The 12,237-nt window shown below is 55.7% G+C and carries 15 protein-coding genes; 4 read left to right on the top strand and 11 right to left on the bottom strand.

What is annotated here, in order from left to right; all coding sequences use genetic code 11:
* Positions 1–55 precede the first annotated feature (55 nt).
* Both ABLV08_RS19395 and ABLV08_RS19390 read left to right on the top strand, forming a co-directional pair.
* Positions 56–463 carry a hypothetical protein gene (locus ABLV08_RS19395; RefSeq protein ID WP_348856170.1) on the top strand — a complete coding sequence of 136 codons (408 nt, stop codon included), beginning with the start codon at positions 56–58 and terminating at the stop codon, positions 461–463.
* Entirely contained in the window at positions 463–780 is a 318-nt protein-coding gene (locus ABLV08_RS19390; RefSeq protein ID WP_015704048.1) for a hypothetical protein, read from the top strand. Before ABLV08_RS19395 ends, ABLV08_RS19390 begins: the two co-directional genes overlap by 1 nt.
* 1 nt (position 781) lies before the next feature.
* On the opposite strand, the gene ABLV08_RS19385 is transcribed toward ABLV08_RS19390, so the two are convergent.
* The 6 genes from ABLV08_RS19385 to dnaB all read right to left on the bottom strand — a co-directional run bounded on the left by ABLV08_RS19385 (position 782) and on the right by dnaB (position 6,562).
* The gene (locus ABLV08_RS19385; protein ID WP_020079872.1) at positions 782–1,135 is read right to left on the bottom strand and encodes an MmcQ/YjbR family DNA-binding protein; all 354 of its coding nucleotides are present in this window, start codon (positions 1,133–1,135) and stop codon (positions 782–784) included.
* 3 nt (positions 1,136–1,138) lie between these two features.
* On the bottom strand, positions 1,139–1,555 hold the full coding sequence (locus ABLV08_RS19380; protein WP_015368751.1) for a secondary thiamine-phosphate synthase enzyme YjbQ: 417 nt from the start codon (positions 1,553–1,555) through the stop codon (positions 1,139–1,141).
* Positions 1,556–1,696: 141 nt separating this feature from the next.
* Positions 1,697–2,410, bottom strand: coding sequence for an acid phosphatase AphA (gene aphA / locus ABLV08_RS19375; protein WP_015368752.1), 714 nt, complete (start codon positions 2,408–2,410; stop codon positions 1,697–1,699).
* A gap of 248 nt (positions 2,411–2,658) precedes the next feature.
* On the bottom strand, positions 2,659–3,852 hold the full coding sequence (gene tyrB / locus ABLV08_RS19370) for an aromatic amino acid transaminase (protein WP_032715437.1): 1,194 nt from the start codon (positions 3,850–3,852) through the stop codon (positions 2,659–2,661).
* A gap of 184 nt (positions 3,853–4,036) precedes the next feature.
* Positions 4,037–5,116, bottom strand: coding sequence for an alanine racemase (alr, locus tag ABLV08_RS19365; protein ID WP_348856169.1), 1,080 nt, complete (start codon positions 5,114–5,116; stop codon positions 4,037–4,039).
* A 30-nt stretch (positions 5,117–5,146) separates the two neighbouring features.
* Positions 5,147–6,562 (bottom strand): replicative DNA helicase, encoded by a 1,416-nt coding sequence (dnaB, locus tag ABLV08_RS19360; RefSeq protein ID WP_015368755.1) that lies wholly within the window; start codon positions 6,560–6,562, stop codon positions 5,147–5,149.
* 52 nt (positions 6,563–6,614) lie between these two features.
* Between dnaB and ABLV08_RS19355 the strand changes: the two genes are divergently transcribed.
* A complete protein-coding gene (locus ABLV08_RS19355) occupies positions 6,615–7,598 on the top strand; it encodes a quinone oxidoreductase (RefSeq protein ID WP_348856168.1) in 984 nt (327 codons plus the stop codon).
* Between the two features lie 193 nt (positions 7,599–7,791).
* On the opposite strand, the gene pspG is transcribed toward ABLV08_RS19355, so the two are convergent.
* The 3 genes from pspG to ABLV08_RS19340 form a co-directional block, all read right to left on the bottom strand.
* Entirely contained in the window at positions 7,792–8,034 is a 243-nt protein-coding gene (gene pspG, locus ABLV08_RS19350) for an envelope stress response protein PspG (protein ID WP_015368757.1), read from the bottom strand.
* 153 nt (positions 8,035–8,187) lie between these two features.
* Positions 8,188–9,186, bottom strand: coding sequence for a tRNA dihydrouridine(20/20a) synthase DusA (dusA, locus tag ABLV08_RS19345; RefSeq protein ID WP_020079874.1), 999 nt, complete (start codon positions 9,184–9,186; stop codon positions 8,188–8,190).
* A 102-nt stretch (positions 9,187–9,288) separates the two neighbouring features.
* Complete coding sequence (locus ABLV08_RS19340; protein ID WP_015368759.1) at positions 9,289–9,777, bottom strand: cupin domain-containing protein; 489 nt, start codon at positions 9,775–9,777, stop codon at positions 9,289–9,291.
* Between the two features lie 114 nt (positions 9,778–9,891).
* On the opposite strand from ABLV08_RS19340, the gene zur reads away from it, so the two are divergent.
* Positions 9,892–10,407, top strand: a complete 516-nt coding sequence (gene zur, locus ABLV08_RS19335) for a zinc uptake transcriptional repressor Zur (RefSeq protein ID WP_015368760.1) — start codon at positions 9,892–9,894, stop codon at positions 10,405–10,407.
* Between the two features lie 80 nt (positions 10,408–10,487).
* Here the strand turns inward: zur and ABLV08_RS19330 are convergent, their stop codons facing one another.
* Together ABLV08_RS19330 and dinF are read right to left on the bottom strand one after the other, a co-directional pair.
* Entirely contained in the window at positions 10,488–10,697 is a 210-nt protein-coding gene (locus ABLV08_RS19330; RefSeq protein WP_015704042.1) for a CsbD family protein, read from the bottom strand.
* 175 nt (positions 10,698–10,872) lie between these two features.
* Entirely contained in the window at positions 10,873–12,198 is a 1,326-nt protein-coding gene (gene dinF, locus ABLV08_RS19325) for an MATE family efflux transporter DinF (RefSeq protein ID WP_020079875.1), read from the bottom strand.
* Positions 12,199–12,237: the final 39 nt, after the last annotated feature.

The raw sequence follows: 12,237 nt of genomic DNA, 5'->3' as shown, positions 1-12,237 counted from the left end.
AAGCGCTCACTCTGGCGTCTGATAGTCGCTATCGCCCACCGATGCCGGGAAAACTATGCGAGTACCACGCCTCACTCCGTTATTTATCATCGCCGCCGCGCTATGTACGTTAAGCGCCTGCTCATGGGTTGGCCGCTACAGCGATACGGCCTATCAGCAATTGCTCACACTCAAGCAGTTGCATTTGCAGTTCATCGCCACCGCAGCGACGCAGGACGATCAACAATTGAACAAGGAAGATGAACAGATTCGCCAGCAGTTCACGCAGGCGATCGCCCAAGGCGACTCGCTGCGTCAGGAAAATTTCAAGCTACTTGAAGGTAACTATCTGCGCGTATACGCCCATCACCAGATGCGGGGCGCGCCCTTTACCCCTGCCGAAGCGCAATATTTAACGCGGCAGACCATTTATCTTTATCAACAGGCTATCGCTGGCGAATGTCAGCGTACAGGGAGGGAATAATGCCGACAACCATGGAGATTCGCACGCTGTTGTCCGCTTGCGCGATTAATAGCGCCGAATGGATGCCATTACTGAATAAAGTACTTGGCGATGAGCAGCGCGAAGTACGCGATAGCGCCATCTTTTTGCTACAGGCATTGCAGCAAAAAGCTCAGGGCTGGCTGACCGAAGACGATCTACGGCTACTGCTGGAAGGTCAGCGCGATATTGCCCGCATTCGCGCCAACAACCAGAGCATCGCGCGTCAGGCGCAGCTGCAGGCGACGTTGTTACGGCTGCTCGATATCACGCTGCTGGCGCTGGCTGGCAGGCTATAAGCTAGGCCAACTGCCTCCGCTTATCCTCCGACAGCAGGTCGACCGCCTGTTGATAGGAAGCATCCACCAGGTAGTAAATCTGCGAGTCTGGCAGAGAGCCATCGAGGAAAACCGTGCTCCAGTGAGCTTTATTCAGATGCCTGCTGGGGCGAACATCGCGATGTTGTTCGCGCAGCAGCTCGGCAAGCTCCGGGCTGGTCTTTAACGCAACGGCCGGCCGCTTATCCTCCACCTCTTTCACCATGGCGAATAACACATCCGCGACCTTGATTTGCGTCGCTTTCCAGTCGCTATGAACACTTTGCTCCGCGCCCGGCTTCGCCATGCAGTACTGCAGTAGATCCGATATGGTCATTTTTTATTCTCCCATGAGCGTTGCGACAATATGCCGCGAACCGCCGTGAATACGATGCTCCCCCAGCCAGATCCCCTGCCAGGTCCCTAACATGACGTTGCCGTTCTGCACCGGCAACATCAGGGAAACGCCCAGCAGCGATGATTTAATGTGCGAGGGCATATCATCAGGACCTTCATAATCGTGTTCATACGGCGCGTTGTCTGGTACGGCATTGAGGAAATGCTGTTCCATATCAAAACGGACCGTAGGATCGCAGTTCTCATTCAACGTCAGGGAAGCGGAAGTATGCTGGAGTAACAGATGCAGCAGGCCAACCTTGATATGCGAGAGCTCGCGGATTTGACCAATAATTTCGTTGGTCACCAGATGGAAACCACGAGATTTCGGGCCTAATGTCAGGGTTTGCTGATGCCACATAAACGACTCCTGTAATGTGTGAATCCTTCTAAGTTTGCAGCAAGAAACGAAAAGGTAAAACCTCAAAGGCTGAAATTCGTACAAAAAAAAGACAGCCTGCGGCTGCCTTCTCGTATTCAGATGCGTTGCGTTTCACACGCCTTAATATTCTGAATTCACAATCACCTCTTCCCCCTGCGACCCGGCCATCGGCAAAGGTTTATAGGAGGAGTTTGCCGCACGCAGCACGCGAATTCCTCGCGCATCGGCATCGCGGGCCGCCGAGATATCGTTGTCAGAGTCACCGTAGAAGACTTTGATATTCTTCTCGCGTAACCACTGAGTTTTTGTGTTCTGGCCGGGCTTATCGCCGGCAAAAATCACCGGGTTCATGTTAGCACCGGGGATCAGGAAATCATCCTGCAGGGTTTTGGAGACGGTCTCAGTTTTAGTCTGGCTGCGGCCGGTGACGAAGTAAATGCTGTCGCCGCGCTTAATATGCATCGCGATCAACTGGCGGCCCACTTCTTTCGGCATACTGAACTCGTCCCAGCCGTTATTCATCTTTTCCCAGAACTCCGGGTTCTTCAGATAAGCTTCGCTGCCGGGAGAATAGGTTTTTTGCCCGCGCCAGAAACCGGGGCTGGAAAATAACACGGTATCATCGATATCGAAACCCACCGCCATCGGCGCGCGGCCCAGCAGGCTATTTTCGATTTGCGCTACCGATACCCAATGGATCGGCGCCTGTTCGGCGAGTTTCGCAACATTCGTCCCTTCCCAAATGGGCTGTGGAGTGGACGCGCGAGCGACAACGGAGCTATTCAGAGCGAACAACAGACAAGTGGCGCTAATGGCCAAAGTTAACTTACGCATATTTATCCCTATGCCCCTCATGCGCCAGGCCGCTTAGCGGCAACCTGAGTTATTTTGGGTCTAAATAATCGATTCGTTATTATTTTTAATAATGAGTGAGCGCATTAATGCCCCAAGACCTTAACGCCTGACCACATAGATAGAAAGGATTTTCTGCTCAAATGTCATATAAAAAGAGCATGATCACACTTCAGAGGTAATACTACCCTCGCCTTAACGCTGGCGAGGGCAAATTAGTAAGTAAACACTTACATTACGGCAGCAAACGCCTGGGCGACACGCTGGACGTTACGCGAGTTAAGTCCCGCCACGCACATCCGGCCGCTGGCAATCAGGTAAACGCCAAACTCTTCGCGTAGACGATCTACCTGTGCCGCGCTCAATCCGGTGTAGCTAAACATGCCGCGCTGCTTCAGCAGGTAGTCAAAGTTTTTGCCGGGAACGGCCTCTTTCAGCGCATCCACCAGCGTCTGACGCATCGCCAGGATGCGGGTACGCATAGCTTCCACTTCCGCCAGCCATGAGGCTTTCAGCGCCGGGTCGTTCAATACTGCCGCCACCACCTGCGCGCCAAAATTAGGCGGGCTGGAGTAGTTACGACGCACCGTCGCTTTCAACTGACCCAGCACGCGGCCAGCGGTTTCAGCATCATCGCAGACGATTGACAGGCCGCCGACGCGTTCGCCGTACAACGAGAAGATTTTGGAGAATGAGTTGCTGACCAGCATCGGCAGGCCGGCGCTGGCAATCGCGCGGATAGCGTAGGCATCGTCTTCCATACCGGCGCCAAAGCCCTGATAGGCAATATCGAGGAAAGGAATTAAATTACGTGCTTTCAACATCTTAACAACTTCATCCCACTGTGCGTTGCTCAAATCGGCGCCCGTTGGGTTGTGGCAACATGGATGCAGCAGCACAATATCGCGCTCAGGGAGCGTCTGTAGTTTGGCGAGGAAGGCTTCAAAACGTACGCCGTTGGTCTCATCATCGAACCATGGGTAAGTACTTACTTCGAATCCAGCCCCTTCAAATATGGCGATGTGGTTTTCCCAAGTCGGGTCGCTAACCCATACGCGAGACTGTGGGAAGTAGCGTTTAAGGAAATCGGCGCCAACCTTTAGCGCGCCGGAGCCACCCAGGGTTTGAATTGATGCTACGCGGTTTTGTTTCAGCACCGGATGGTCGGCACCAAATAACAGCGGCGCAATGGCGTGGCGGTAGCTATTGAGACCTTCCATCGGCAGATACAGCGAGGCGCCGTGCGGCTGGGCATTGAGTCGTGCTTCGGCATCCGCCACGGCCTGTAGTTGCGGAATAATGCCGTCTTCGTTGTAGTAAAGACCGATGCTGAGGTTCACTTTGTCACTACGCGGATCTTCTTTGAAACGCTCCATCAAGGAGAGAATGGGGTCGCCGGCGTAGGCGTCAACTTTTTGAAACACGAGATGTATCTCCAGGTTTACGAAAGCAGGTATTTACACAATAAACCGGAAGTTGGGGAAGGTCGAGGGGATGTTGGTAAGTTATCGACAAAGATCGCTGCAAACCTGGGCGACGCCGCGCGCCGCCCCTGCTCATTACCCCGATAAGCGTAGCGTAATCGGGGAAATATGCCACTGACCGTAGTTAGTCGAGGTAACGGATAGCCAGCCTGGAGGTCAGGCGAGTGATAAGTTCGTAAGCACTCACTTTCGTTATTTCCGCGATGCGCTCAACGGGGAGCCCTTCTCCCCATAACACAACCGGATCGCTGGCTTGATCCTGCGCCTGAGGGCCGAGGTCAACGCAAATCATATCCATCGCCACGCGGCCGACTATCGGCACTTCGCGGCCGTTGACCAGCACCGGCGTGCCGGAGGGCGCGGCGCGTGGATAGCCATCGCCATAGCCCATCGCCACGACGCCGAGGCGGGTATCGCGCTCGCTAATCCAGGTGCCGCCGTAGCCCACCGGCTCCCCGGCTTTATGCTCGCGCACCGCAATCAGGCTGGAGGTCAGCGACATGACCGGCAGGCAGCCGAAATCCTCACCGGTAGAGTGGTTCTCCAGCGGCGAAACGCCATAGAGAATGATGCCCGGCCGCGCCCAGTCGAAATGCGACTGCGGCCACAGCAGGATCCCGCCCGAGGCGGCAATAGAACGCAGCCCCGGCTTACCTTCGGTAAAGGTGGTGAAAATATCCAGCTGACGCTCGGTCGCGCCGCATTCAGGTTCATCGGCACGGGCGAAATGGCTGACGATATTCACCGGCTGGCGGACATTTTTGCACCGGCTTAGCCGCTGATAGAACGCTTCGGCCTGTTCCGGCAGTACGCCAAGGCGATGCATACCGGTATCCAGCTTCATCCAGACGGTAACCGGTTCGGCCAGTTCCGCTTGTTCGAGCGCCGCCAGCTGTTCTGGGCTATGTACCACGGTATGCAGGCGCTGCGCGGAAATCAGCGCCAGATCCGCCGCTTCAAAGAAACCTTCCAGCAGCAATATCGGTTGGGTAATACCCCCTTCACGCAGGCGCAGCGCCTCCTCCAGGCGGGCGACGCCGAAGGCATCGGCGTCGGTCAGCGTTCGCGCGGTCTCAAGAAGGCCGTGTCCGTAGGCGTTCGCTTTCACCACCGCAACCAGTTTGCTGGCAGGAGCCAGTTCACGCAGGCGTTGCAGGTTGTGTCGCAGAGCGCGGCGGTTGATAACTACAGTTGCCGCTTGCATTTGAATTCCTTAAAAAAGACAGACTGAGGTTTACTCATCGTCATACTGAGGGCCGGCATAATTATCGAAACGCGACCACTGGCCGTTAAAGGTCAGTCGTACTGTACCGATCGGGCCGTTACGTTGTTTACCAATGATAATTTCAGCAATACCTTTTAAATCGCTGTTCTCGTGATAAACCTCATCACGGTAGATGAACATGATTAAGTCGGCATCCTGTTCAATAGAGCCGGATTCACGCAGGTCGGAGTTGACCGGGCGTTTATCGGCGCGCTGTTCCAGAGAGCGGTTCAGCTGCGACAGCGCCACCACCGGCACCTGCAACTCTTTTGCCAGCGCCTTCAGCGAGCGGGAGATTTCGGCGATCTCCAGAGTACGGTTGTCGGAGAGCGACGGTACGCGCATCAGCTGCAGGTAGTCGATCATGATAAGGCCGATACCGCCGTGCTCGCGGGCGATACGCCGGGCGCGCGAACGCACTTCCGTCGGCGTCAGGCCGGAGGAATCATCAATATAAATGTTCCGTTTTTCCAGCAAGATACCCATAGTGCCGGAGATACGCGCCCAGTCTTCATCGTCCAGCTGGCCGGTACGGATACGAGTCTGATCGACGCGCGATAGCGAGGCCAGAGAACGCATCATGATCTGCTCGGAGGGCATCTCCAGACTGAATATCAATACCGGCTTATCCTGCAACATCGCCGCGTTTTCCACGAGGTTCATCGCAAATGTCGTCTTACCCATCGAAGGACGCGCGGCGACGATAATCAGATCCGAAGGCTGTAGCCCGGCGGTCTTTTTGTTGAGATCGTCATAGCCGGTATTCACCCCGGTGACGCCATCGTGCGGCTGTTGGAACAGCTGCTCAATACGGGCGACGGTGGCATCGAGCACATCGGCGATGTTCTTCGGCCCTTCATCTTTGTTGGCGCGGCTTTCGGCAATTTTAAATACCCGCGATTCCGCCAGATCCAGCAGGTCCTCGCTGGTGCGCCCTTGGGGGTCGAAACCGGCTTCGGCGATTTCGTTGGCCACCGAAATCATTTCACGCACCACTGCGCGTTCGCGCACGATGTCGGCATAGGCGCTGATGTTCGCCGCGCTTGGCGTATTTTTGGAGAGCTCGGCCAGATAGGCGAAGCCGCCAACGCTATCCAGTTGCCCCTGACGCTCAAGCGATTCAGCGAGGGTGATCAGGTCAATCGGGCTACCTGACTCTTGCAGGCGCGCCATCTCGGTAAAGATATGACGATGCGGACGGGTATAGAAATCTTCCGACACCACCCTTTCGGCGACGTCGTCCCAGCGCTCGTTATCCAGCATTAAACCGCCCAACACCGACTGTTCCGCTTCAATCGAGTGCGGCGGGACTTTCAACCCGGCGAGCTGCGGATCGCGTTCGCGAGGTTCTGTCTGTGGTTTGTTGAAGGGTTTATTTCCTGCCATAGTGAATGGAGTTACCTGTAAATGAGAGACACAAAATTATAAAGGAGTTCACATGGCAACACGAATTGAATTTCCCGCGCATGGAGGCCCCGAGGTGCTGCATGCGGTCGAGTTTACCCCCAACGATCCTGCCGAGCACGAAATCCAGGTAGAAAATAAAGCCATCGGTATCAACTACATCGACACCTACATCCGCAGCGGCCTGTATCCGCCGCCCTCGCTGCCGAGCGGTTTGGGCACCGAAGCCGCCGGTATCGTCAGTAAAATCGGCAGCGGCGTTAAACATATCAAGGTTGGCGATCGGGTGGTGTACGCCCAGGCCGCGCTTGGCGCTTATAGCTCGGTGCATAACGTGCATGCCGATAAAGCGGCGATTTTACCGAATGCGATTTCCTTTGAGCAGGCCGCCGCCTCGTTTCTGAAAGGGCTGACGGTATGGTATCTGCTGCGCAAAACCTATGAAATAAAAGCCAACGAGACCTTCCTGTTCCACGCGGCGGCGGGCGGCGTGGGGCTGATTGCCTGCCAGTGGGCGAAAGCGCTGGGGGCGAAACTTATCGGCACCGTCGGCAGCGAGCAAAAAGCGCAGCGCGCCCGGCAGGCCGGCGCCTGGGAAACCATTAACTACCTCGAAGAGAATATTGCCGAGCGCGTCAAGGCGCTGACCGGCGGCAAAAAAGTCGCCGTGGTTTACGATTCCGTAGGTAAAGATACCTGGGAGGCCTCGCTCGATTGTCTTCAGCGGCGTGGGCTGATGGTCAGCTTCGGCAATTCATCTGGCCCGGTAACCGGCGTGAATTTGGGTATCCTCAATCAGAAAGGATCGCTGTATGTGACCCGCCCTTCTCTGCAAGGCTACATCACCAACCGGGAAGAGCTGACGGAAGCCAGCAATGAACTGTTTTCGCTGATCGCCAGCGGCGTGATCAAGGTCGATGTCACGGATAATCAGAAATACGCCCTGCGTGACGCCCGGCGCGCGCATGAGATTCTGGAAAGCCGGGTGACCGAGGGGTCGAGCCTGCTGCTGCCGTAACGGGGTGAGATCGCCAGAAAAGTTTAGGGCCTCCTGACGGAGGCCCTGACTTTTTTTGTTCGGCTGTATGTAGGGTACAGCGCGATGAATTCGTTATCGCGCTAATAGTGACAGATTTAATACGCAATGCCTACGCTGTTTTATGCAAAATTACTCAGGTTGTGACATACCGCTCAATACCCAAAATGTTGGCTTAATAGCGCCAGCGATCTTCACGACGATAGCGGGTGGTCGTCGGCGATTTCATCGCCCGAATGACCCATACGACAGCCACCGCCAGCAGCAGCCAGGGTAGCAGTTTAAACATTAATGCGAACAGGCCGCCGAAGAACATCAGCGCCGTGGCGACAACCAGCGCGGCAATAATGCCAAGCAGCGAGATGCCGGTGACCAGCAACATGACAAAAAAGCCAATAACAAATAAGAGTTCCAGCATGGTCTTCTCCCGAAAAAATAACCAGATAGCTGATTAGCTATTTCAAGAGTCATTTTCAAGAATCATGCCAGGTATAACTCATTGAATTAAAACAAAACGCCCTGCAGCAATAGCGCAGGGCGTGGCGAAAAAGACCAGGTTTTAGCGAAAAAATTAACGCTTATCGGCAACCAGCTTCAGCGCGTGCTCCAGCACATTGATATCGGCGCCCGCTTTGTGGGCGTTTTCGCTGAGATAGCGGCGCCACTGACGCGCACCGGGGATCCCCTGGAACAATCCCAGCATATGGCGGGTGATATGACCCAGATAGGTACCGTTGCTGAGCTCACGCTCGATATAGGGATACATTGCGCGCACCACCGCCACCGGATCGGCATCCGCACCGTCGACGCCGAAAATCTCACGATCCACCGAAGCCAGAATGCCCGGATTTTGATAGGCTTCACGCCCCACCATCACGCCATCCATGTGCTCAAGCTGCAGTTTGGCCTCTGCCAGAGATTTAATTCCGCCGTTAATCGCCATCGTCAGATGCGGGAAATCACGTTTCAGTTGCCAGACGCGCGGATAATCCAGCGGCGGGATTTCACGGTTCTCTTTCGGGCTCAGGCCGGAAAGCCAGGCTTTACGGGCGTGAATGATGAACATTTCACACTCCCCTTTGCCGGATACGGTCTCAATGAAATCACACAGGAATTCATAGCTATCCCGATCGTCAATGCCAATACGGGTTTTTACCGTTACCGGGATCGACACCACGTCGCGCATCGCTTTGATGCAGTCCGCCACCAGCGCGGCATTACCCATCAGACAAGCGCCAAACATCCCGTTCTGCACGCGGTCAGAGGGGCAGCCGACGTTGAGGTTAATCTCGTCATAGCCGCGCGCTTCGGCAAGCTTTGCGCATTGCGCCAATGCCGCAGGATCGCTACCGCCCAACTGCAGCGCTACCGGATGTTCTTCTTCGCTATAGGCCAGATAGTCGCCTTTACCGTGAATAATCGCGCCGGTGGTGACCATTTCGGTATACAGCAGAGTATGGCGCGACAGCAGACGCAGGAAGTAGCGGCAATGTCTGTCGGTCCAATCGAGCATGGGCGCGATAGAAAAACGGTGGGCGGCAAAAGCGGTAGACGTGGATTCTGGCATCATGGCGAATAAATAAGCATCCGGGTAAAAAGGGGCGCTACTATAGCACAAACACAAACCACGGCGCATAGCGTCGAACGCCACGCGCCATGGTCAAAATGTTGCCTATATTTTACGCGGTTTACCGTCGTGCGGGCCAAAGAACTGCGGAGGGTGATCCACCCAACGGTCCTGGCGAGTCGCGGCATAGCCCGGGTTCAGCGGATAGTAAATACGGTTGTGCTTTTTATTTGCCTCGCCAACGACCAGCAGTCGCACCTCCTGCTCGGTATTATTCAGGAAGGTATGACATACGCCAGTTCCCGCCGGAAAGCCGACGCTATCGCCCGGCTCCAGCTTCCATAGATAGCCATTGATCCAGACTTCCGGAAAGCCTTCCAGCACGTAGATGAATTCTTCTTCATCGCTTTCCGCGTGCGGATAAGAGGTTCTGCGTCCCGGCGGTAAACGTTCATGATGGATGCCCAGCCGATTTAGCCGTAGGCCGCGGGCAAGGGGCGCGCCAATAGAAAAAAGCTCGTGACTATCGGGGTAGGTGGAATCATCCGCACCTTCCAGTTCGCGCCAATGTCGAATGCAATCAGGTCGTTTCATCGTTTTCTCCCGAAAATGAGATACATCAGGTATAGCAAAGCTTGCAGGTTCTCGGCGTTTTACCTGGTTCGTGATAAAGTAACAGTTTCAACATCACGCAACCAGAGGATGCTCATGGATAACACCACTTCGCAAGAAATGTTAGCGCAGGCTGAAAAGCTTTGCGTGCAACGTGGCGTACGCCTGACCCCGCAGCGTCTGGAAGTGTTGCGTCTGATGAGCCTGCAGCAAGGGGCGATTAGCGCCTACGATCTGCTGGATCTGCTGCGTGAAAAAGAGCCGCAGGCGAAGCCGCCGACGGTCTATCGCGCGCTGGAGTTTCTGCTGGAGCAAGGTTTTGTGCACAAAGTGGAATCGACCAACAGCTATGTGCTGTGCCACCTTTTCGATCAGCCAACCCACAGTTCGGCGATGTTTATCTGCGATCGCTGCGGCGTGGTCAAAGAAGAGTGTGCGGAAGGCGTAGAGGATATTATGCATACGCTGGCGGCCAGAATGGGCTTCGCTCTACGGCATAATGTGATTGAAGCGCATGGCCTGTGCGCGGCCTGCGTGGAAGTCGAAGCCTGCAGTACTCGCGAACACTGCCATCACGATCATACCATCCAGATTAAAAAGAAAGCCCGCTGAGTCGGGCGACATCAGCGGGAAGCTACGGCATATCACTATGCCGTTAGACAGGCATAAACAGGGGGTCAAAACCGCTTTCACTACCAGCGCGTATCGTTCTTACGCTCCCAGTCAGACACCTCTTTTTCGGCCTGATCTTTGGCATAGCCGTAGCGTTCCTGAATTTTACCGACCAACTGGTCGCGCTTCCCTTCGATGACCGTCATATCGTCATCGGTCAGCTTACCCCACTGTTCCTTGGCTTTACCTTTCAACTGTTTCCAGTTACCGCTGATTTCGTCTTTATTCATCATTACGTCCTCATCATTCGGTGGGTTAACAGCCCGTTTTGTTCCGGACATGGTAATAACTATAGATGACAATGCTGGCACCGATTCGTTATTCGGAATTTTTAACCATCAGGTCGATTGAAAACGCTGGGGGGATTTTCCCGGCTCGCGCTACGCTGAGCCGGGCTTTTTACATTCAGGAGGGTGAGTTAAACCAGGTGCCACGCTGCCAGTGGCGGCGCCAGATGAGCGCCAGCGAAAGCCCACGCAAAGCCAGGAACACGGCAAGCGCCAGCCACAGGCCGTGATTGCCGAGCATGGGCACAGAGAGCAGCGTCACCGCAAACCCCGCAGCGGCTACCGCCATGCTATTACGCATCTCCGCGCCGCGCGTCGCGCCGATAAACATGCCATCCAGCAGATAACACCAGACGCCAATCACCGGTAGGATCATCTGCCAGAACAGATAGCGGTCGGCCAGCTGCTGCAATGATGGGATAGAGGTCAATAGCGCGATGATATGCTCACCGGCCACGCTGTAGATTAACGCAAACGCCAGCGCTACCATTCCCGACTGCCGACAGGCCGCGCGCCAGACTTCCAGCAGTTGGCTACCGTCACGCGCGCCGTAGGCCTGTCCGGAATGAGCTTCGACGGCATAGGCAAAACCGTCCAGCGCGTATGCGGTAAAGGTCAGCATGGTCATCAGTACCGCATTGACCGCCACCACGTCGCTGCCAAGACGGGCGCCGAAGACGGTGATGGCGCCAAAGCAGAGCTGCAGCAGCAGCGAGCGCAGCATGATGTCGCGGTTAAGCGCCAGCAGGCGCCGCATATTGCCGCGCCACGCCTCCTTCAACATGGCAAACGTCACGCCACGCAGCGCCAGCACCCGTTTCGCCATCAGCAGGCCGATGATAAAGGTGGCGTATTCCGACAGCGCCGTCGCCAGCGCCGCCCCCTGCACGTTCATATGCAACCCCATCACCAGCCACAGATCGAGCACGATATTCAGCACGTTGCCGACCACCAGCAGGATGACCGGGGCGCGAGCGTACTGCACGCCAAGCAGCCACCCTAACAGCACCAGGTTGGCCAACGACGCCGGGGCGCTGAGCCAGCGGATTTCCAGGAACCGCCTGGCCTGTTCCAGTACCGCCTCGCTCCCGCCGACGATATGCAGCGCGAGGTCAATGAGCGGCATGCGGAACAGAACGATGAGCAGCCCGGCGGCCAGCGCCAGGATCAGCGGTTGCACCAGCGCGCGCGCCAGGCGTTGCGGATCTTTGGCGCCATAGGCCTGAGCGGTTAAGCCAGTGGTGCTCATTCGCAGGAACAGCAGCAGCATAAAGAGGAAACTGGTGGCCGTCGCACCGACGGCGACGCCGCCAAGATAGACGGGACTATCGAGATGGCCGACAACGGCAGTATCGACCAGCCCTAACAGCGGAACGGTGATATTGGAGAAAATCATTGGTAGCGCGAGGCGCCACAGTGCTTTATCGGCGGCGTTGAGCAGCATGAAGAGGGACCAGAAAGAGGAGGAACATCGCAGCGTCAT

Origin of the sequence: Klebsiella sp. CN_Kp088 (assembly GCF_040064335.1) — a bacterium.
GTDB classification, from domain to species: Bacteria; Pseudomonadota; Gammaproteobacteria; order Enterobacterales; family Enterobacteriaceae; genus Klebsiella; species Klebsiella aerogenes.
This window is presented reverse-complemented; position numbering and strand designations above follow the sequence as displayed.

Coding starts and splice junctions, on each gene's coding strand:
- ABLV08_RS19395 (WP_348856170.1), top strand. CDS start 56: ATGCGAGTACCACGCCTCACTCCGTTATTTATCATCGCCGCCGCGCTA.
- ABLV08_RS19390 (WP_015704048.1), top strand. CDS start 463: ATGCCGACAACCATGGAGATTCGCACGCTGTTGTCCGCTTGCGCGATT.
- ABLV08_RS19385 (WP_020079872.1), bottom strand. CDS start 1,135: ATGACCATATCGGATCTACTGCAGTACTGCATGGCGAAGCCGGGCGCG.
- ABLV08_RS19380 (WP_015368751.1), bottom strand. CDS start 1,555: ATGTGGCATCAGCAAACCCTGACATTAGGCCCGAAATCTCGTGGTTTC.
- aphA (WP_015368752.1), bottom strand. CDS start 2,410: ATGCGTAAGTTAACTTTGGCCATTAGCGCCACTTGTCTGTTGTTCGCT.
- alr (WP_348856169.1), bottom strand. CDS start 5,116: ATGCAAGCGGCAACTGTAGTTATCAACCGCCGCGCTCTGCGACACAAC.
- dnaB (WP_015368755.1), bottom strand. CDS start 6,562: ATGGCAGGAAATAAACCCTTCAACAAACCACAGACAGAACCTCGCGAA.
- ABLV08_RS19355 (WP_348856168.1), top strand. CDS start 6,615: ATGGCAACACGAATTGAATTTCCCGCGCATGGAGGCCCCGAGGTGCTG.
- pspG (WP_015368757.1), bottom strand. CDS start 8,034: ATGCTGGAACTCTTATTTGTTATTGGCTTTTTTGTCATGTTGCTGGTC.
- dusA (WP_020079874.1), bottom strand. CDS start 9,186: ATGATGCCAGAATCCACGTCTACCGCTTTTGCCGCCCACCGTTTTTCT.
- ABLV08_RS19340 (WP_015368759.1), bottom strand. CDS start 9,777: ATGAAACGACCTGATTGCATTCGACATTGGCGCGAACTGGAAGGTGCG.
- zur (WP_015368760.1), top strand. CDS start 9,892: ATGGATAACACCACTTCGCAAGAAATGTTAGCGCAGGCTGAAAAGCTT.
- ABLV08_RS19330 (WP_015704042.1), bottom strand. CDS start 10,697: ATGAATAAAGACGAAATCAGCGGTAACTGGAAACAGTTGAAAGGTAAA.
- dinF (WP_020079875.1), bottom strand. CDS start 12,198: ATGCTGCTCAACGCCGCCGATAAAGCACTGTGGCGCCTCGCGCTACCA.